This is a genomic window from Actinospica acidithermotolerans (assembly GCF_018139625.1).
Taxonomy (GTDB): Bacteria; Actinomycetota; Actinomycetes; order Streptomycetales; family Catenulisporaceae; genus Actinospica; species Actinospica acidithermotolerans.
Genome location: NZ_JAGSOH010000121.1, coordinates 1 through 19518 on the forward strand (window position 1 = coordinate 1; position 19518 = coordinate 19518).

20 protein-coding genes are annotated in these 19518 nt (G+C 72.5%); 6 read left to right on the forward strand and 14 right to left on the reverse strand.

Annotated elements, in window-relative coordinates:
* Positions 1–302: 302 nt before the first annotated feature.
* The 9 genes from KDK95_RS28195 to KDK95_RS28235 form a co-directional block, all read right to left on the reverse strand.
* On the reverse strand, positions 303–1556 hold the full coding sequence (locus KDK95_RS28195; RefSeq protein ID WP_212521348.1) for a 4-hydroxybenzoate 3-monooxygenase: 1254 nt from the start codon (positions 1554–1556) through the stop codon (positions 303–305).
* Positions 1553–2743 (reverse strand): bifunctional 3-oxoadipate enol-lactonase/4-carboxymuconolactone decarboxylase PcaDC, encoded by a 1191-nt coding sequence (gene pcaDC / locus KDK95_RS28200; RefSeq protein ID WP_212521349.1) that lies wholly within the window; start codon positions 2741–2743, stop codon positions 1553–1555. The genes KDK95_RS28195 and pcaDC overlap by 4 nt, the downstream gene beginning before the upstream one ends.
* 11 nt (positions 2744–2754) lie before the next feature.
* Positions 2755–2952, reverse strand: coding sequence for a hypothetical protein (locus tag KDK95_RS28205; protein ID WP_212521350.1), 198 nt, complete (start codon positions 2950–2952; stop codon positions 2755–2757).
* A gap of 11 nt (positions 2953–2963) precedes the next feature.
* Positions 2964–3164, reverse strand: a complete 201-nt coding sequence (locus KDK95_RS28210; RefSeq protein WP_212521351.1) for a hypothetical protein — start codon at positions 3162–3164, stop codon at positions 2964–2966.
* Between the two features lie 11 nt (positions 3165–3175).
* The gene (gene pcaB / locus KDK95_RS28215; RefSeq protein ID WP_212521352.1) at positions 3176–4564 is read right to left on the reverse strand and encodes a 3-carboxy-cis,cis-muconate cycloisomerase; all 1389 of its coding nucleotides are present in this window, start codon (positions 4562–4564) and stop codon (positions 3176–3178) included.
* Positions 4551–5126, reverse strand: coding sequence for a protocatechuate 3,4-dioxygenase subunit alpha (gene pcaG, locus KDK95_RS28220; RefSeq protein ID WP_212521366.1), 576 nt, complete (start codon positions 5124–5126; stop codon positions 4551–4553). Before pcaG ends, pcaB begins: the two co-directional genes overlap by 14 nt.
* 74 nt (positions 5127–5200) lie before the next feature.
* Positions 5201–5941, reverse strand: a complete 741-nt coding sequence (gene pcaH / locus KDK95_RS28225; RefSeq protein WP_212521353.1) for a protocatechuate 3,4-dioxygenase subunit beta — start codon at positions 5939–5941, stop codon at positions 5201–5203.
* Between the two features lie 6 nt (positions 5942–5947).
* Complete coding sequence (locus tag KDK95_RS28230) at positions 5948–6595, reverse strand: CoA transferase subunit B (RefSeq protein WP_212521354.1); 648 nt, start codon at positions 6593–6595, stop codon at positions 5948–5950.
* Positions 6595–7377 (reverse strand): CoA transferase subunit A, encoded by a 783-nt coding sequence (locus KDK95_RS28235; protein ID WP_212521355.1) that lies wholly within the window; start codon positions 7375–7377, stop codon positions 6595–6597. Before KDK95_RS28235 ends, KDK95_RS28230 begins: the two co-directional genes overlap by 1 nt.
* 158 nt (positions 7378–7535) lie before the next feature.
* On the opposite strand from KDK95_RS28235, the gene KDK95_RS28240 reads away from it, so the two are divergent.
* On the forward strand, positions 7536–9221 hold the full coding sequence (locus tag KDK95_RS28240; RefSeq protein WP_212521356.1) for an IclR family transcriptional regulator domain-containing protein: 1686 nt from the start codon (positions 7536–7538) through the stop codon (positions 9219–9221).
* A 54-nt stretch (positions 9222–9275) separates the two neighbouring features.
* Here the strand turns inward: KDK95_RS28240 and KDK95_RS28245 are convergent, their stop codons facing one another.
* A complete protein-coding gene (locus tag KDK95_RS28245) occupies positions 9276–11516 on the reverse strand; it encodes a transglycosylase domain-containing protein (protein WP_212521357.1) in 2241 nt (746 codons plus the stop codon).
* 191 nt (positions 11517–11707) lie between these two features.
* Here KDK95_RS28245 and KDK95_RS28250 point away from each other — a divergent pair, with 191 nt between their 5' ends.
* The 5 genes from KDK95_RS28250 (at position 11708) to KDK95_RS28270 (ending at position 15756) form a co-directional block, all read left to right on the forward strand.
* Positions 11708–13141 carry an NAD(P)/FAD-dependent oxidoreductase gene (locus KDK95_RS28250; protein WP_212521358.1) on the forward strand — a complete coding sequence of 478 codons (1434 nt, stop codon included), beginning with the start codon at positions 11708–11710 and terminating at the stop codon, positions 13139–13141.
* Positions 13142–13305: 164 nt separating this feature from the next.
* A complete protein-coding gene (locus tag KDK95_RS28255) occupies positions 13306–14547 on the forward strand; it encodes a response regulator (RefSeq protein WP_249162033.1) in 1242 nt (413 codons plus the stop codon).
* A gap of 54 nt (positions 14548–14601) precedes the next feature.
* Entirely contained in the window at positions 14602–14979 is a 378-nt protein-coding gene (locus KDK95_RS28260; protein WP_212521359.1) for a DUF2089 domain-containing protein, read from the forward strand.
* Positions 14979–15236, forward strand: a complete 258-nt coding sequence (locus KDK95_RS28265) for a hypothetical protein (RefSeq protein ID WP_212521360.1) — start codon at positions 14979–14981, stop codon at positions 15234–15236. Before KDK95_RS28260 ends, KDK95_RS28265 begins: the two co-directional genes overlap by 1 nt.
* Positions 15237–15333: 97 nt before the next feature.
* Positions 15334–15756, forward strand: a complete 423-nt coding sequence (locus KDK95_RS28270; protein ID WP_212521361.1) for an SHOCT-like domain-containing protein — start codon at positions 15334–15336, stop codon at positions 15754–15756.
* Between the two features lie 29 nt (positions 15757–15785).
* Here the strand turns inward: KDK95_RS28270 and KDK95_RS28275 are convergent, their stop codons facing one another.
* The 4 genes from KDK95_RS28275 to KDK95_RS28290 all read right to left on the reverse strand — a co-directional run bounded on the left by KDK95_RS28275 (position 15786) and on the right by KDK95_RS28290 (position 19355).
* Entirely contained in the window at positions 15786–17372 is a 1587-nt protein-coding gene (locus KDK95_RS28275; protein ID WP_212521362.1) for a SpoIIE family protein phosphatase, read from the reverse strand.
* Positions 17369–17884 carry an ATP-binding protein gene (locus tag KDK95_RS28280; protein ID WP_212521363.1) on the reverse strand — a complete coding sequence of 172 codons (516 nt, stop codon included), beginning with the start codon at positions 17882–17884 and terminating at the stop codon, positions 17369–17371. The genes KDK95_RS28275 and KDK95_RS28280 overlap by 4 nt, the downstream gene beginning before the upstream one ends.
* An 86-nt stretch (positions 17885–17970) precedes the next feature.
* On the reverse strand, positions 17971–18342 hold the full coding sequence (locus tag KDK95_RS28285; protein WP_212521364.1) for an STAS domain-containing protein: 372 nt from the start codon (positions 18340–18342) through the stop codon (positions 17971–17973).
* A gap of 161 nt (positions 18343–18503) precedes the next feature.
* Positions 18504–19355: a SigB/SigF/SigG family RNA polymerase sigma factor gene (locus tag KDK95_RS28290; RefSeq protein WP_212521365.1), complete on the reverse strand. Its 852-nt coding sequence runs from the start codon at positions 19353–19355 to the stop codon at positions 18504–18506.
* Positions 19356–19518: the final 163 nt, after the last annotated feature.

A 19518-nucleotide genomic window follows, 5' to 3' on the forward strand; every position in this document is an offset into this window, starting at 1 on the left:
GGGTGGGCAAGCGCAAACCGGGGAGCAGCAAAGCTGCGACACGGAACCGCAGCCGAGCCGCCAATCCGGGGACAATCCTTGCCAGCCGGCCAGAGGCGAATTTGACGTTACGATTGGCCATTTCAGCAAGACGGCGATATTGGCTTCAAGACATTGAAGTCGATAATGCTGGACAGTGCCAAACCCATCCGCAGGCAGCCGACGCTACCCGACCGCAAAAGCCGGGCACGGACTGCCGAACCTTACTCTAACGCAGGATCAGAACGGCACGTCCGACGAACTGCAGACCGAGCCCATACGATCTAAAGTGCGATACCCACGTAGTTCTCCGCCAGCTCCGCTGCGGCGTGCGGGGAGGAGGCTATGCGGTCGAGTTGGGAGATCTGGAGGCGGGTGGCGAAGTCGCTCTGGTCGGGGTCGGTGTGCAGTGTTGTGGTCATGAAGTACGAGAAGTGCTCCGCGCGCCAGACGCGCTTGAGGCACGTGTCGGAGTAGGCGTCGAGACCGGAGTGGTCGCCGTGCTCGTGGAGTTGCTGGAAGGCGCGGGCGAGGACGGTGACGTCGGCGGCTGCTAGGTTGAGGCCCTTGGCGCCGGTTGGGGGGACGATGTGGGCGGCGTCGCCGGCGAGGAAGATGCGGCCCCAGCGCATGGGTTCGGTCACACTGCTGCGTAGCGGGAGCACGGCGCGCTGGGTGATGGGGCCGCGCTCTAGCTTCCAGTCGGCGTCGACGGCGAAGCGGGCTTCGAGCTCGTCCCAGATCTGCTCGTCGGTCCACGCTTCGGGGTCGGTGCCGTTGGGGACCTGCAGGTAAAGGCGGCTGACGGTGTGCGAGCGCATGCTCAGCAGGGAGAAGCCGCGCGGGGAGTGGGCGTAGATCAGCTCGTCGTTGGACGGCGGGACATCGGCGAGGATGCCGAACCACGAGAAGGGGTAGACGCGCTCATACGTCGAGAGTGCGCTCTCCGGTATCGCCTTGCGGGTGACGCCGTGGTAGCCGTCGCAGCCGACGACGTAGTCGCACGTCAGGGTACGGTCTTCGCCCTCGTACGTGTAGTGGATCGTCGGCTTGTCGGTGTCGGTGTCGGTGTCGTTGGCGGTGCCGTTGGCGGTGGCGGTGGCGGTGGCGGTGGCGGTGGCGGCGCCGCCACCGGTCACGCTTGTGACGCTTGCCTCGAACAGCAGCGGGGCGCCGTCGTCTAGCTGGAGCTTGATCAGATCCTTGACGACTTCGGTCTGGGCGTAGACCCAGACCTTCTTGCCACCGGTGAGCTCGGGGAAGTCGAGGCGGTGGCGGCGGCGGTTCCAGCTGAGTTCGATGCCGCCGTGTGGCAGGCCCTCGCGCTCGAGGCGCTCGCCGGCACCGCTCTCCCGGAGCACGTCCACGGTGGACTGCTCGAGTACGCCGGCGCGCTGGCGCTGCTCGACGTAGGCGCGGTCGCGCGCCTCGAGGACGACGCAGTCGATGCCCGCGTTGTGCAGCAGGCGCGCCAGCAGCAGGCCGGACGGGCCGGCGCCGACTATGCCGACGGTGGTGGCTGGCTTCGGTGCGTTCACGATGTCTCTCTCGTTTCCTGGGCCGCGGCGGGGGCGGCCATCTCGTCGAGCACGCGCTGCGCGACGGCGAAGGCTGAGTTGGCGGCGGGAACACCGCAGTAGATCGCGGTCTGCAGCAGCACCTCGCCGATCTCGTCGGGCGTCAGGCCGTTGGTGCACGCGGCGCGGACGTGCATCGCGAGTTCCTCGAGGTGGCCGTGCGCGACGAGCGCGGTGAGCGTGATGCAGCTGCGGGTGCGTCGGTCGAGGCCGGGGCGCGTCCAGATCTCACCCCATGCGTAGCGGGTGATCAGGTCCTGGAAGGGCTGGGTGAACGGCGTGATCCTCGCGTTCGCGCGGTCCACGTGCGCGTCGCCGAGGACCTGGCGGCGTACGGCCATCCCGGCGTCGAACCGCGCGCCGGAGAAGTGCGTGAGCAGCTCGTTCGCCACGGCCTGCGGGGCCTCGAAGGGCGCGAGGTGGCCGATGCCGGGCAGTTCGATCAAGCCGCTGCCCGGAATGCCGTCGGCGAGCTCGCGCGCGTGCACGGGCGGGGTGGCCGGGTCGCCGCGGCCGGCGACGACGAGCGTCGGGGCGCTGATGCCGGCGAGCACGGGGGTGAGGTCGACGGCCGCGATCGCGTCGCAGCACGCTGCGTAGCCGAGCGAATCGACGGCCTTGTGCGTGGCGATGAGCTCGGCGGTCTCGGGCCAACTGCGGGCCGGGGACTCAGCGGGGAACCAGCGGTTCGGGGCCGTGTCGCCGAGCTCCGCCATGGCTGCGGCGCCCTCCTCGCGGACCTTCTTCGCGCGGGCCCGCCAGCTGGCCGGGTCGCCGAAGTGCGCGGACGAGCAGCAGATCGCCAGCGCGTTGACGCGGTCGGGGTGGTGCGCGGCGAGGTAGGCGCCGATCGCGCCGCCGAAGGAGTCGCCCGCGTAGTCGAACGTCGCGATGCCGAGGCCGTCGGCGAGTGCGAGCAAGGCCGCGGCGAAGTCGGCGACCGTGGCCGAGCCGTCGGTGGGCACCAGGTCGGCGGGGCTACCGCCGTGGCCGGGCAGGTTCCAGCGCACGACGGCGCGGTCGCGGGCGAGCACGGGGACGGCCGCCGCCCACATCGCGGCGTCGGTGCCGATAGAACTGCCCAGCAGCAGCGGCAGCCGCGAGGATTCAGCGGGACCGTCGATCCGGTAGGTGAGACAAGAAGACATCAGCAGCGCCCTTACGTGATCGTGCGGGAGGCGGTCCGCAGCGCGCGGTCGCGGGCGAGCACGGGGACGGCCGCCGCCCACATCGCAACGTCGGTGCCGATCGAGCTGCCCAGCAGCAGCAGCGACAGCGACAGCGGCAGCGACGGCGACAGCGGCAGCCGCGAGGATTCAGCGGGACCGTCGATCCGGTAGGTGAGGCAAGAAGACATCAGCAGCGCCCTTACGTAGTCGTGCAGGAGACGGTCCACAGCGCGCGGTCGCGGGCGAGCACGGGGACGGGCGCCGCCCACATCGCGACGTCGGTGCCGATCGAGCTGCCCAGCAGCAGCAGCGGCAGCAGCAGCAGCGACAGCGGCAGCGGCAGCGACGGCCGCGAGGATTCGGCGGGACCGTCGATCTGGTAGGTGAGACAGGAAGACATCAGCAGGGCCCTTACGTAGTCGCGCGAGGGGCGCGCCGCAGGGCGCGGTCGACGAGGTGGGGGGCGGCGCCGAGGTAGCTGGCCGGGTCGAGCAGGTCGGCGAGCTCGTCGGAGCTCAGCCGGTCCGCGTCGATCAAGGCCCTGATCTCGGGCTGCTCGATGAGCGTCTCGGACAGCGAGGCGCCGTCTGCCGCCTCCTTGGACGCGGCGGTCAGCGCGGTGCGGGCGGCTGACCGGCCGAGCAGCGGCTCGAGGGCGCCGACCAGGCGCTCTGAGACGATCAGGCCGCCGGTGATCGCCAAGTTGGCGGCCATCTTCTCGGGCCGGGCGTCGAGGCCCTCGGCCAGCTCGGCCGCGAGTTCGGTCGCCGTGCCGACCAGGCGCAGCGCCTGGCGCAGGTTCTGCCATTCGGCGTGCCAGGCACCGGCCGGGCGCTCGTCCTCGGCGGCCATCGCGCTGTAGAGCACGGCGGCGAGCGCGGGGACCTGCCGCGCGGTCGCGGCGATGAGGGCGGCGTTGACCGGGTTCGCCTTGTGCGGCATCGCGGACGAGCCGCCCGCGCCGCCGCCGCTCTGCCGGATCTCCGCGATCTCCGTGCGGCCGAGGACGAGCACGTCCGCGGCGAATTTGCCGAGCGCGCCCGCGGTCAGCGCGAGCGCGCCGCCGAGTTCCGCGATCGGGGTGCGCAGCACGTGCCACGGCAGCACCGGAACCTCGAGGCCTGACTCGGCGGCAAAGGACTCGACGAGCCGCAGGACGGCGGCCGGCTCATCGGAATCGGCGAGCGCGGCCAAGGTGCCCGCGGCGCCGCCGAGCTGCGCGGGCAGCGCGAGCGCGGCGAGCCGGTCGCGCGCGTCGAGCACCAGGCTGCGCCAGCCAGCGACCTTCAGGCCGAAGGTGGTGGGCACGGCGTGCTGGGTCAGGGTGCGACCGGCCATCGGGGTGGCGCGGTGGCGGGCGGCCAACGTGGCGAGGGCGGAGGCCACGCGGTCGAGGTCGGCGAGGATGACGGCCCGCGTCCGGTGCGCGACCAGCATCGTGGCGGTGTCCATGATGTCCTGGCTGGTGGCGCCGCGGTGCACGTAGGCGGCGGCCTCGTCGGGGACGGCCGCGCGCAACGCCGCGACGAGCGGGATCACCGGATTGCCGCCGTCGCGCGCGTCGAGGGCGATCTGCCGCAGGTCGAACCGGTCCGCCTGCGCGGCCGAGGTGATCGCCTCGGCCGCCTGCTTCGGCAGCTCGCCCGCCGAGCTCTGCGCCCTCGCGAGCGCGGCCTCGGCGTCGAGCAATCCCTGCAGGTAGGCGCCGTCACCCGTCTCGACCTCCACCCGGCTCCCGGCACGGCCGGGGGCGAGCAGGCCGAGATCCAGCGCCGAGGCGGCGCGCTCAGGCGAAGTCAAGGAACACCGTCTCTTCGGACTCGTCCCCCTGGATCCTGATGTCGAAGCGGTACGCGCGGCCGGCCGCGGCCGTGGCGTCCTCGCGGGCTCGCAGGGTGCTGCGGCGCTCCGGCGTCAGGCCGCTGAGCAGCGCGTCGTCCGGGGCGTCCGGCAGGTAGATCCGGGTGTAGAGGTGGTGCAGCAGCCCGCGCGCGAAGACGCCGACCGCGATGTACGGCGCGTCGGCGGCCGGGGGCAGCGTGTGCAGCGCCCAGTGGCCGTCGCCGGTCGTGGCCACCCGGCCGAAGCCGGTGAAGCGCACGCCGTCGCGGCCGAGCAGCTCGCCGTTGGAGGCGTCCACCCGCAGCGAGCCCGGCGTACCGGTGCGCGAGCCGTCCGGCGCGGCCTGCCAGAAGTCGAGGATCGCGTCCGGGAGCGGGTTGCCCGCGCCGTCGTACACGTATCCGTGCACGGTGACGGTGTCCGGGTGCCCCGCCGGGGCGAGGTCCGGGCCGCCGGGGAAGGGCAGCGCGTAGCCGAAGAAGGGGCCGACCGTCTGCGACGGGGTGGGCTCGAGGCGCACGCCTTGGCCGGTCGGCCGGTGCTCGATCCACGTTCGCGAAAGCGCTGCACTCGAGGGCTCGCTCGCAAGCTCGCTCACTGGTGGTCCTCCTCGAAGTAGGTGGCGGACGGGCCGTCGAGCACGATGTCGAAGCGGAAGCCGAGGGAGAACTCGGGCACCGAGCGGTCGTGGTCGTAGACGGCGATCAGCCGCTGCTGCGCGGCCGGGTCGGTCACGGCCTGGAAGATCGGGTCGTACGCGAACAGCGGATCGCCCGGGAAGTACATCTGGGTGACCAGCCGCTGCGTGAACGCCGTCCCGAACAGCGAGAAGTGGATGTGCGCCGGCCTCCACGCGTTGACGTGGTTACCCCAAGGGTACGGCCCGGGCTTGATCGTGGTGAACCGGTAGTCGCCGTTGGCGTCGGTCAGCGCGCGCCCGGCGCCGGTGAAGTTCGGGTCCAGCGGCGCGGGGTGCTGCTCGCGCCGGTGCACGTACCGGCCTGCCGCGTTGGCCTGCCAGATCTCCACCAGCTGGTTGCGCACCGGACGGCCGTCGCGGTCGGTGACCCGGCCGGTGACGGTGATCCGCTCGCCGATCGGCTCGCCGCTGTGCCGCACGGTCAGGTCGGCGTCCAGCTCGGTCACGTCGCCGGTGCCGAACACCGGGGTCCACAGTTCGATCGCGTCCGGGTCGGTGACCAGGGTCAGCGGCTGGCGCGGGCTGCGCAGGATGCTGCTGCGGTACGGCGGGTACAGGCGCGGCGGGTGGCCGCCGGGGGTGACGCGGCCGGCGAGCTCCGCGATCTCCTTGTCGATCTCCTGCTGGGTGACCATCCTCGCTCAGTTCCCTTCCGTGCCCGCGTCGAGTACCGGCGCGGCGGTCTTCTTGCGCAGCTCCGCCTCGTCGACGCCGGGCGCGGTCTCCACCAGGCGCAGGCCCTGCGGCGTCACGTCGAGCACGCCGAGGTCGGTGATGATCCGGTGGACGCAGCCGCGTCCGGTCAGCGGCAGCGTGCACTCGGGCAGGATCTTCGCGTCGCCGTTCCTGGTGACGTGCTCCATCAGCACGATGACCCGCCGGGCGCCGTGCACCAGGTCCATCGCGCCGCCCATGCCCTTGATCATCTTGCCGGGCACGGCCCAGTTCGCCAGGTCGCCGGTCTGCGAGACCTGCATCGCGCCGAGCACGGCGACGTCCACGTGGCCGCCGCGGATCATGCCGAAGGAGAGCGAGGAGTCGAAGAACGCCGAGCCGGGCAGCACGGTCACGGTCTCCTTGCCCGCGTTGATCAGGTCGGCGTCCAGGTCCTCGGCGAACGGGTACGGGCCGACGCCCAGGATGCCGTTCTCCGAGTGCAGCGTGACGTCCACGCCGGCCGGGAGGTGGTTCGGGATCAGGGTCGGCAGGCCGATGCCGAGGTTGACGTACGCGCCGTCCGGAAGCTCGGCGGCGGCGCGGGCGGCCATCTGCTCACGCGTCCAGGCCATCAGGCCGGCACCTCCGTCGCGTCCGGGCGGACGCTGACCGTCCGCTTCTCGATGCCCTTGTCCGCGGCCTGCTCCGGGGTCAGGGCGAGCACCTTCTGCACGAAGATCCCGGGCAGGTGCACGGAATCCGGCTCGAGCTCGCCGGGCTCGACGAGCTCCTCGACCTCGGCGATGGTGACCCGGCCGGCCATCGCGGCCAGCGGGTTGAAGTTGCGGGAGGCCTTGCGGAACACGAGGTTGCCGTCCCGGTCGCCCTTCCAGGCGCGCACCAGCGCGAAGTCGGTGCGGATGCCGCGCTCCATGACGTATTCGACGCCGTCGAACTCGCGCACCTCCTTGGCCGGGGAGGCGACCAGCACGCTGCCGTCGGCGGCGTAGCGCCAGGGCAGGCCGCCCTCGGCGACCTGGGTGCCGACGCCGGCCGGGGTGAAGAACGCCGGAATGCCGGCGCCGCCGGCCCGCAGCCGCTCGGCGAGCGTGCCCTGCGGGGTCAGCTCGAGCTCGAGGTCACCGGACAGGTACTTCCGGGCGAACTCCTTGTTCTCGCCGACGTAGCTGCCGGTCACCCGGGTGATCCGGCCGGCCGCCAGCAGGATGCCGAGGCCGCCGCCGTCCACGCCGCAGTTGTTCGACACGACGCTCAGCTCCTTCGCGCCCTGCTCGTACAGCGCGGCGATCAGCACGTTCGGAACTCCGCTCAGGCCGAACCCGCCGACCGCCAGGGACGAGCCGTCCCCGATGTCCGCCACCGCTTCGGCCGCGGTGGCCACCGCCTTGTCCATGGAACCTCACGTGTGTTCGCCAGATGAACTATATTTCATTCTTATCGACCGAGTCTGCTGTCCGGGCCGCCGAATGTCAACGGTCCGCGCGAGGCCGGCGGCCGGGCAAGGTCTTTCTGGAAGACTGACGGACCAGGACGGCGGGCAGAAGGGACCACATGGCAGGCGAGACGGCGCCGGAGCGGGAGCCGCACCCGGACGAGAGCGTAGGGCCGCTCGAGCGCGGGTTCGCGGTGCTGCGCGCGCTGGCCGCGGCGCCCGGCGGGCGGCTGCGCCCGAGCGAGCTGACCAAGGGCACCGGCCTGGCGCGCTCGACCGTGGACCGCGTCGCGGCGACGCTGGCCGAGCTCGGCTACGTGCGCGCCGAGGGCGACGGCCGCGACCTGGCGCTGGCGCCCGCCGCCGCCCAGCCGGGCAACGCCTACCTGCGCGGCTGCGGGCTGCCACAGCTGCTCGCGCCGATGGCCGAGGAGCTCTCGGCGCGGCTGGAGGAGTCGGTCTCGATCGCGGTCCCGGACCGCGACTCGGTGCGATTCATCCTGCAGATCCAGCGCCGCCGCGCGCTGTCGGTCTCCTTCCGCGCGGGCGACGCGCTGCCCGCCGAGCGCTGCGCGCCGGGGGCGATCTTCGCGCGCGCCTGGGACGAGGCGGGCTTCGCGGCGTGGCGCGCACGGCTGGATCAGGACCCGGACTACGTCGACTACCCGGCGCTCCCCACGCACCGGCCTGAGAAGGAGTCGGTCGCCTCGTTCCGGCAGCGGATCGCCCGCGCGGCGAAGGCCGGCTACGCGGAGGACGACCAGCTCATCGAGAAGGGCCTGATCGCGCTGGCCGTGCCGGTCCACGACGCGGCCGGGGACGTGGCCTGTGCGCTGAGCGTGGTCAGCCACACCAGCCGGCAGACCGTGGCCTCGCTGCGCGCGACGATGCTGCCCGCGCTGCTGGAGGCGGCGAAAGCGATGAGCGAGCGGCTGGCCGAGGCCGCCGTCCCGCAGGACGCGGCCTTCGACGAGGCGTACGCGGGCGCCGCCGCCGATCCGACCGCCGCGGCGAAGGAGCAGCTCGGGCCCGAGTACCTGCAGTCGCTGGCCCGCGGCCTGAGCGTGCTCGCGGCCTTCGGGGAGGCGGGGCCGCGCGGGCTCACTCTCTCCGAGGCGGCAGCGGCGACCGGGCTGCCGCGGGCCACGGCGCGCCGCTCGCTGCTGACCTCGGTGCGGCAGGGCTACGTGGCCGCGGACGGCAGCCGGTTCAGGATCCTGCCGCGCGTCCTCGAACTCGGATACGCCAGGCTCGGGCGGCTGACCCTCGGCCAGCTCGCGCAGCCGCACCTGGAACAGGTCGTGCGGACCGTGCACGAATCGGCGTCGATGGCCGTCCTGGACGGCGACGACGTGCGCTACGTGGCGCGTGCCGCGGCGGGCCGGATCATGAGCGTGGACATCATGATAGGCACCCGTTTCCCCGCGTTCGCGACCTCGATGGGCCGCGTGCTGCTGACCGGCCTGTCCCCCGCCGAGCGTGAGATGTTCCTCGCCACGGCCCGGATCAGCCCACTGACCCGCCACACGGTGACCGACCGGTCCGAGCTGCTGAGCGTGCTCGAAGGCGTCGCCGCCGACGGCTACGCGCTGGTCGATCAGGAGCTCGAGGAGGGCCTGCGGTCGATGGCCGTGCCCGTGCGCGATCCCTCCGGCGCGGCGATCGCGGCGGTCAACGTCTCGATGCACGCCGCGCGCACGAGTGCGGCCGAGGCGCGCGCCACGGTGCTGCCGGTCCTCCAAGCCGCGGCGCAGGCGATCAGCGCCGACCTGGCCCTGCTCTCCAAGCCCACGGCAGCCGACTGAGATTCACCGCGAACCACGCGATGTCCTCCGCACCCTGCTCTCCAGGAGGCAGTGCTAGTGCTTGCCACCGGTTTTCTTCGGGGTCGGCAGGGGGTGCGGCGCCTTCCGCGGCAGGACGGTGATCGGCGTGCGACCCTTGCCGAGGGCGGTGGGCGAGTTGCCGACGACCGGTGAGTCGGTGGTCGGCTGGTCGGTCGGGAATCCGGTCGGGGCGTTGAAGGAGAGCACGGGCTGATCGGCGAGGGCGGCGTTCATCGCCTGCTGCCAGATGGGCGCGGAGATCGTGGCGCCGAAGATCTGGCCGCTGTAGTACTGGCCGCCGACGCTCATGTCGGCCATGACCTCGTTCTTGCCGCCGCCGTCGACGAATCCGGTCCACACGGCCGCCGCCAGCTGCGGCGTGTACCCGTCGAACCAGGTGGCCACGGAGCTGTCCGTCGTACCGGTCTTGCCCGCCGAGTCGCGGCCCGCGAGCCCGAGGCCGTCCGCCGTCGCGCCCTGCTGCGTGAGCACGCCCTGGAGCATCGAGGTCAGCTCGTTCGCCGTGTTCGCGTCGAGGACCTGCTTGCACTGCTGCCTCTGGCCCGGGTACTGCTTGCCGTCGATGTCCGCGGCGCCGGTGATCACGTAGGGAACGCAGTACATGCCCTGCGCGGCCACCGTCGCGTACGCGGCGGCCATCGCGACCGGGGTGACCTGGTTCGTGCCGAGGGTGAAGGACGCGAACTGGTCGAGCGGCTTGCCCTGGCCCAGGTCGTCGTCCTTGGTCACGCCCATCGACTGGGCCAGCTCCGCGGGCGCGCACAGGCCGGTCTGCGTCTCCAGGGTCAGGAAGTAGGTGTTGACCGAGTACCAGAACGCCTGGTCCATCGGCACGACGTACGAGTTCTTGTCATCGTTGGTCGGCTGATAGCTGTCCGGCCACGTGATCGATTTCTGGCCGTCCGAGCACGTGGCCAGTCTCGTGCCGCCGAGCACGAGCGGGGACGTCGCGTTGATCGGCAGGCTGGGATCGATCCCCTGGTCGAGCGCCGCGAGCCCGGTGAAGATCTTGAACGAGGAGCCGGCCTGGTAGCCGAGCGTCCCGTTGTGCCGCGGGTCCGCGGAGAGGTTCACGAAGGTCTGGCCCTTGCCGTTGCCCATCGGCCGCGACTGCGCCATCGCCTTGATCCGGCCGGTGCCTGGCTCGATCATCACGATCGCGGAGGCGACCTTGTCGGTGGGGTACGTGTGCTGCGAGATCGCGGTGGCGGCGGCCGACTGGTCGGTCGGGTCCAGCGTCGTGGTGATCTTCAGCCCGCCCTGCTGCCACACCGCCTGCCGCGCGGCAGGGGTGGCGCCGAACTCCGGGTCGTTGAGGAACGTCGTGTACACGTAGTTGCAGTAGAAGGCCGCGGACGCGGTGGCCGCGATGCAGCCGCTGCTCAGCGGGCTCGGGTCGAGCGCGAGCGGCGTCTGCTCGTCCGCGGCGGCCTGAGCGGGCGTCAGGTAGTGCAGCGTCGGGTCGGCCATCTTCTGCAGCACGACGTTGCGGCGGGCCAGCGCGTTCTGCGGGTGGGCCAGCGGATCGTAGTACGCCGGGCTGTTGACGATCGCGGCGAGCAGCGCGGCCTGAGGGGCGGTCAGCTTCGCCGCCGTCGTGGAGAAATACCGCTGCGCCGCCGCCTCGACCCCGTACGTGCCGTTGCCGAAGTAGACGAGGTTGAGGTAGTTCTCGAGGATCTGCTCCTTGCTCATCGCCCGCTCGACCGAGACCGCGTAGCGCAGCTCGGTGACCTTGCGGGCGATCGTGTCGGCGATCGCCTGCTGCTGCGCCTGCCGGTTCGTGCCCGCGTCCAGCAGCAGCACGTTCTTCACGTACTGCTGCGCGATCGTCGACCCGCCCTGGGTGCCGCCGCCGTTCGCGTCGTTGAAGAACGCGCGCACGGTGCCGGTCAGGTCGATGCCGCCGTGCTGGAAGTAGCGCGAGTCCTCGATGGCGACCAGCGCGTTCGGCATGTTCGGGCTGATCTCGCTCATCGGCACCACGATGCGGTTGCCGTAGTCCCCCCACGTCTGCGCGATCGTCGAGCCGTCCGACGCCAGGATCTCCGTACGCTGCGGCAGCGTCGGCGCCTGGAACACGTCCGGCAGGTCCTCGAAGTGGTCCGAAGCCGCCTTCACGGCCAGCCCGGTCGAGCCGATGAGCGGCAGCAGGAACCCGGCCAGCAGCACCCCGGCCAGCACGCTGAGCCCGAGGAAGACCCCGGCCTGCCGCCAGCGGTGCGAGGCCTCCTGCTCGTTTCCCGTGCGCATGACAGGAAATGTAGTTACGCACACGCCCGAACCCGGGCAGCCCGGGCCCGCTCGGCGTTTCGCGGCCCCACCTGCGGTATCGGGACCGATCGGGCGGCCTCCGGGCCGGATCCGGGCCGGCGCATGCCCTGGCGGACGCCGCATGCGGTGGCGTATGCGCCGCCGCTCGGCGCCGTTTAGACTGCGGCATCATGGGAAACGGGGCGCGCATGGACGCGAACGAACCTGCTGCACCCACTCCGCTCGCGTGGGCTCCGAACGCACGGCATCGAGTCCTGATCATCGGCTCCGGATTCGGCGGTCTGTTCGCCGCGAAGGCGCTGCGCCGCGCCGAGGTCGACGTGACCGTGCTCGGAGGGACCCCGCACCACCTCTTCCAGCCGCTGCTCTACCAGGTCGCCACCGGCATCCTCTCGCAGGGCGAGATCGCCCCGGCCACGCGCGAGATCCTGCGGCGGCAGCGCAACGCGCGGGTGCTGCTCGGCACCGCGGTCGGCATCGACACCGCCGCCCGGCGGGTCACGGCGCGGGCACCCGGCCGTACGGCGCCGTACTCGATCGGCTACGACAGCCTGATCGTGGCGACCGGCGCCAGCCAGTCCTACTTCGGCCACCCCGAATTCGCCGCGCACGCCCCCGGCCTGAAGTCCATCGACGACGCACTGGACCTGCGCGGACGCATCTTCGGCGCGTTCGAGCTGGCCGAACTCGAGGAGGACCCGGCGGCGCGGGCACGGCGGCTGACGTTCGTCGTCGTCGGCGCGGGCGCGACCGGCGTCGAGATGGCCGGGCAGATCGCCGAACTGGCGCACCGCTCACTGCGCGGCGAGTACCGCCGGATAGACCCGCGCTCGGCCCGGATCATCCTCGTCGACGGCGGCGACGCGGTGCTGCCGGCCTTCGGCGACTCGCTGTCCGCGCGCACCGCGCGCAAGCTGGACGACCTCGGCATCGAGGTGCGGCTCAAGACCATGGTCACCGACGTGGACGCGCGCAGCGTCACGCTCAAGCACGCCGACGGCAGCGAGGAACGCGTCGAGTCGATGGTGAAGGTGTGGGCCGCGGGCGTCGCCGCCTCCTCCTTCGCCGCCGAACTGGCCGCCGCCACCGGGGCCCCGACCGACCGGTCCGGCCGGATCCAGGTGCTGCCCGACTGCACGATCCCGGGCCACCCGGAGATCTTCGTCGTCGGCGATGTCATGGCCCTCGACCAGCTCCCCGGCGTCGCGCAGGTCGCGATCCAGAGCGGCCAGTACGCCGCGTCGCAGATCACCGCGCGGCTGCAGGGACACGAGGGCAGGCCCGCTTTCAAGTACCACGACAAGGGCTCGCTGGCCACGGTCGCCAGGTTCAGCGCCGTCGCCCACGTCGGCCCGATCAAGGCCACCGGGCTGCTCGCGTGGCTGCTGTGGCTGTTCGTGCACCTGCTGTACCTGGTGGGCTTCGAGCAGCGGGTGACCACGCTCTTCCACTGGGCGGTCAGCTTCGCCGGACGCGGCCGGGCCGAGCGCGCCGTGACCGCCCGGCAGGTCTTCGGCAAGAACCCGGTTCCGGCCCCGACCAACACGACCGGCACCCCGGTGGCCGCCGCCGGACGCTACACCCCGCGCGACGACGGAGCGTGACCACGCGCCGCCGCGGGGCGGCGTCGCGGTCCCGGGATTCGGCGCCGACCTGGGTAAGGGTGCCGGCCGGCTGGTAGCTTCAGCTGTGCACGCGCAGTATCCGGAGCCCCGTTGGGTGCGCTCCGGCTGCGTTCGCCACACCCGCAGCAGCCAGGAGGACCGGCTTGAGCGCCGCACCCCGCCAGGACCGCCTCGCCGGTCTGCTCGCCGCCATGCGCGCCTTCCAGGCCGGCGACACCTCCGCCCGCGCCCCGGAGGGCGCCGACATCGACGGACGGGCCGCTGCCGACGGAGCGGGCGCCGCGGAAGGGACGGCCGACGCCGCCGTCGCCGCGGAGCTCTGCGCGCTGTTCAACGCGATCGCGGACCGGGTTCAGGCGCTGGAGTCGGCGGCGGCCGGCGAGCACGGCGGCGAGCACGGCGGACGCGACGAGCGAGACGAGCGCAGCGGCTACGGCGGGCGCGGCACGTCGACCGACACGCAGCGCCTCGACTTCCCCGGTCCGGCGATCCCGGAGGCCGATCGCACTCCCGCCATCCTGGTCATCGAGTCGGTCGCCGAGAGCGACCTCGGCGCCCCCGGCGACCTCGGGGCGGCCGGCGTCGGCGAGCCGATGCGGGAGGCCGCGCAGACGGCGCTGCGCGGCCTCGGCGGCGACTGGGACCAGGCGGACGTCGTGCGCGTCGACTCGACGTACACCGTGCGGGACGCCGCGGTCCGGCACCGCGTCGTCAGCGTGCTGATCGACGCGCGCGCACCGCTCGATCTGCTGCTCACGCTCGTCGCCGTGCTCGACGCGACCGTGCCGGGCGTGCCACTGCTGTGCTTCGCCCCCGATGGCGACCCGACGGCCTTCGACACGGCGGTCGCCGTCCTGCGCGGCCGCAGCCGCGCCGAGATCGTGCGCTCCCCCGTGCAGGCCGTCGAACGGCTCACGCTGCACTGGCTCACCCAGGCGCCCGTCGCCCCGGACCCGCTCGCCGAGTCCGCCGAATCCGGCTACGGGCAGATCCGGTTCGAGGGCGAGAAGGTGCTCGTCATCGACGACGACGTCCGCAACGTCTTCGCCATGGTCAGCGCACTGGAGCTCTACGGCCTGACCGCGCTGACCGCGGACAACGGCCCCGAGGGCGTCGAGCTTCTGCTGCGCAACCCCGACATCAGCGTCGTGCTGATGGACCTGATGATGCCCGGCCTCGACGGCTACGCCACCACCGCGCTGATCCGCTCCCACCCCGAGTTCGCCGACCTGCCCATCATCGCCGTCACCGCGCGCGCCGCGCCCGGCGACCGGGAGCGCAGCCTCGCCGCCGGCACCGACGAGCACGTGACCAAGCCCGTCGAGGTCGACCGGCTGCTCGCCCTGATCAAGCGGCTCCTCAAGCGGAGCCAGCCGCGAACTTAAGAAAATCAAGTTCGACCTCTTGAAAGTTAATCGCTGGCTCGGTACAACTGAACTATGACCGAGCAAGCGTTGGACTGGCAGGAACTCACGAGCCTCACCCGGGGGCGGCCGTTCGCGGTCGAGCGGGTGCGGCTGACGGACAGCGGCGTCGCCGTGGAGGGCGCGTTCGAGCTGCCGCAGCTGGCTCAGCTGAGCGCCGAGGACCAGGTCTTCGTCACGGCGTTCGTGCGCGCCCACGGCTCCATCAAGGAGATGGAGCGGATCTTCGGGGTGAGCTACCCGACGATCAAGGCGCGGCTGAACCGGATCTCGCAGTCCCTCGACTTCGTCGAGACCGATCCGGCACCCTCGCGGGCCGACGTCATCGACCGGCTGCGCCGCGGGGAGATCGACGCGCAGCAGGCAGTGGCCGAACTGGAGGGGCGGACGTGATGCCGCAGACCCTGAGGGTCCGGGTGGATCGGCCGGCCGGCCGGCCGATCCGGATCTGGATCCCGGTGCTCCCCGCGCTCCTGGTGCTCTCGCCGCTCCTGCTGCTCGCGGCTCTCGCGGCGTTCGCGGCCTGCCTCGTGTTCCGCGTGAACGCGCTGCGGGCGTTCGGCACGGGATGGCGCATCTTCACCGCGCTGTCCGGCACCCGGATCGACATCGAGCAGGACCGCACGGCAGTGCTCGTGGTACTGCGCTAGGCGGCGCTAGGCAACGCTTGTCTGAAGTCTAAGACCCGATTATCTGAGGGCTAAGACCCGATTATCTGAAGACTGAGACCCGGTGGGAGAGATTTTGATGAATGAGCAGCGCAAGGACATCCTCGACATGCTGGCCGAGGGCAAGATCACCGCGGACGAGGCCGAACGGCTCCTCGCCGCCCTCGACCGCGGCCCGACCGAGCCGGCGCCGGTCGCCGACGCCCGGCCGAAGGGCAAGGCGAAGTACCTGCGGGTCGTCGTGCACACCCTGGAGAACGACGAGCCGGGCCGCGTGAACGTGCGCGTGCCGCTGCAGCTGCTGCGCGCCGGCGTGCAGCTCGCGGCGCTGATCCCGCCGCAGGCGCTGGAGAAGGCCAACGCCGAGATGGCGAAGTCCGGCGTGCCCTTCGACCTGACGCAGCTCAAGCCGCAGCAGCTCGAAGCTCTCGTCGACCAGCTCGACGAGGTCACCGTCGAGGTCGACCAGCCCGACGCCCAGGTGCGCGTGTTCTGCGAGTAGCACCGCAACCCGGGGGAAGGGCAAGGGGACTAGCCGAACCTCACCGCGAGCAGGCACGCGTCGTCGTCCGTGTCGGAGCGGACCCGCCGCAGGATGCGGTCCGCGTAGGCCTCGAGGTCGGCCGGGGGACGCGAGGCGTGTTCGAGCAGCGAGGCGATGTTGTCCTCGGGGGTGCGGCGCCGGCGCTCGATCAGGCCGTCGGTGTAGAGCAGCAGCACGTCGCCGGGCTCGATGACGTGCTCGGTCTGCGCGAAGACGCCGTCGGGGTCGACGCCCAGCATGCCGCCGTGCGGCTTGGCGAGGGGAACCGCCCGTCCGCCGCGGACGAGCACGGGGTCGGGGTGGCCGGCGCTGGCCAGGTCGAGGGTCCGCTTCGCCGGATCGTAGACCGCGCAGCAGGCGCTGGCGATGGTGAACTCCGGAAGGTCGCACGTCAGTTTATTGAGCCAGCGGAGCAGCTGCGCGCTGTCCCCGCCGGTCACCGACAGGCCGTGCAGGGCGTGGTAGAGCCGCGCCATCGCGGTCGCCGCCGGAAAACCGTGACCCGCCACGTCGCCGACGTGCAGCAGCAGCCTGCCGTCGGCGAGGCGGGTGGCGCCGTACCAGTCTCCGCCGACGCCCGCGGAGGCGCTCGCGGGCCGGTAGCGGGTCGCCAGCTCGACGCCGGGGAGTGCGTCGGGGACCTGGCCCGTCGGCATGATGACCTGCTGCAGCAGGCCGGCGAGCTGCCGCTCGGAGTCGGCGCGGCTGCGCCGGGCGGCCAGCTGCACCTGCGCGATCTCCAGCGCGGTCTGGGTGCGCCGCCGGTCGGTCACGTCCTGCACCGAGCCGTAGACGCGCACCACCTCCCCGCCCGCGTCGCACGAGGGCTCGCCGCCGAACCTGATGTGCCGCGGGCCGAGCCCGGCCTGCAGAACCCTGACCTCGACGTGCCCGGGCCGCCTGTCCCGGATCAGGGCCTTGAGGAAGGTCTCGTACTCGGCGGCGTCGTCCTGGTGCACGGCGAACGGCGGCTCGTCCGCCGGAAGCAGGCCGGGAGCCAGCGGCGAACCGAGCACGGCGAGCGCCTGCGCGTACCAGTACACGGTGCCGGCGGGCACGTCCCACTCCCACGGCCCGGTCCCGGCCAGCCGGTGCAGCTTCTCCTCCCACGCCGGGTCGGTGCCCGCCGTGCCGCGGTTCGGCCGGACGGTCACCAGCAGCAGGCCGGGCTCGATCCGCACCGCGCCGACGGACACGCTGCGCGGCCGGCTCCGGGCGCCGGGTTCGAAGTCCTCGAGGTAGCCGTGCTCGTGTATCCGCAGCGGCGTGCCGGTCTCCAGCACGTCGCTCAGCGCGTCGAGGAGCCCGGAGGGCCCCGCCCACGGCATCAGCTCGGCCAGCGCCCGGCCCGGCAGCCGCCGCTCCTCCGGCGTCGGCAGCAGCAGATCGGCCGCCGCGATGTTCGCCGCCTCCACCACGAGGTCGGGACCGGCGAAACGCACCAGCAGCGAAGGCTCGAACGACGTGTCGATCACCCGCCGCACGACGTCCGAGTACGCAGAACGCGCGGCGGCCGCGGACGTCGCCGCCCCCTGGCCGGGCACGCCGACCGACGCCTTCGCGGAACCGTTCACGTCGCCCGCGGCTGACGGAACCGCTTGGTCAGCGTCACGGTGCCGAAGCCGTCCTGCCTGGTCCACGCCAGATCGTCCACCAGCGCGCCCAGCATGATCCAGCCGATCCCCTCGGTGTCCGGGGCGAAGCCGGGCGGAACCGGCGCGCGCACCGTCACCCGCAGCTCCTCCTGGTACGCGGCGAACCGGCACGCGAGGCCGATCGCGCCGCCGTCCGGGAACGCCGGGTGCAGCAGGAACAGCGCGCAGGCCTCGTCCACCGCCAGCCGCAGGTCGGTCACGTCGGTGATCCCGAGGTGCAGCACCGCGCCCAGATGCACGGCGGCGGAACGGGCGAGCACGACGAACAGCCGGTCCGCCGGAATCTCGATGAAGACCTCGGACTCGGGCAGCAGTTCGGCGGATTCGGGCTCGACGGGCTTGTCCGCGGGCTTGTCCGCGGGCGCCTGCGCAGCCGCGCCGCCCGGCCCTGTGAATCCGGCGCCCTCGTCGCCCGTCGTCTCGTCCCGCATCGGTCGGCTCCCACTCCCGTCTCGAGTTCCCTGCCCAGGCCGCGGCCGCGCCGCACCAGCCAGCCCATACCCTCTCACCGGCTGTGTCACGCGAGAGCCTCGGGCAGGCTCGGGCGCACGTCCAGGGCGCGGAACGCCCCGGCGAGCTCCAGCACGCGCCGCACCGCCGGGTGCGGGGCCACCAGCCGGAAGTCGGTGCCGTCGCCGCGCGCCAGCCGGGCTCCGCGCAACAGTACCCGCAAGCCGCTGGAGTCGAGGAACTCCAGCGAGGTCGCGTCCAGCACCACCGCGTCGAGCGGGTCCTTCAGGTATACCGCGTTCCCGGCGTGGGTGTTCAGCAGGCGCTCCAGGTCGGGCCAGAAGGCGTCGGCGGTGCCGAGGTCCAGGTCCCCGGCGATCGCCAGGACCGCGAGGTGCCGGTCGGAGGAGAGCGTGGTGGTGGCGTCGAACCGGTGCATGGCCCCTCGGGTAACCGAAGCGGCCCGCCGCAAACCCGCCGGTACCCGGCGGGTCGCCGGGAAGCCGCCCGTCCCGCCGGCCCGGCGGGTACCGGGGAACCGGCTCGTCCCGCCGGCCCGGCGGCTCCCCGGGAATCCGCTCGTCTCTCCGGCCCGGCCGGTCATTCGAAACCGGCCCGCAGCTCGCGCAGGATCCGGTTCAGCAGCCGGGAGATCTGCATCTGCGACACGCCGAGCTCCTCGCCGATCTCCGCCTGCGTCATCCCGCGGAAGAAGCGCATCAGCAGGATCCGCTTGTCCCGCTCGCCGAGCCCGGCCAGCAGCCCGGTCAGCACCTGACGGTCGATCACCGCGTCGAAGCGCTCGTCCTGCTCGCCCATGAAGTCCAGCAGGCTCGCGCCCTGCTCCTCGGTGTTCACCGGGTGGTCGAGCGACGCCGTGGTGTAAGCGCCGGCCGCGTCGATCGCCTCGACGATCTCCTCCGGGTCCGCGCCGAGGTGCTCGGCGAGCTCCGCGATCGTCGGCTCCCGGCCCAGCTCGTGCACGAGCGTGTCGGTGGCCTTGCGCAGTGCGCCGGACAGCTCCTGCATCCGGCGCGGCACGTGCACGCCCCACGTCGCGTCGCGGAAGTACCGTTTGATCTCCCCGATGATCATGGGGGTTGCGTAGCCGAGGAAGCCCGTGCCGTGTTCCGGGTCGAAGTTGTCCACGGCCTTGACCAGCCCGAGGTAGGCGACCTGCTCGAAGTCCTCGCCGCTGCCGCCGGACGCCCCGGCCGAACCGGCCGCGCCGCGCCCGCCGTAGCGCTGCGCGATGTGCCGCGCGTACGGCATGTGGTCCTCGATCACCTCGGCGCGCAGCCGCGCCCGCTCCGGATCGTCCCGCGGCAGCGCGGCCATGCGGCGCAGCACGCGCATCGTCTCCGCACGCTGCTCGGCCCGCTGCTCGGAGACCGCGGTTGTCGCAGTTGTCGCAGTATTCGAACTTGCCTCGTCCGTGCCTTCGGACCGCATCGCACCTCCGTCCCGCCTCGGACAGGTAACCGGTGAGCGGGCCGCCAAACCTCGCCGCACCGCGCGCCGCGCCCGCGCCCGCGGGCGCGGGTGCCGCTCGGGCGCGGCGCGCGGTGCGGGCGCCGCTCGGGCGCGCGGGACCGGCCCGCGGCGGGAGCGGGCG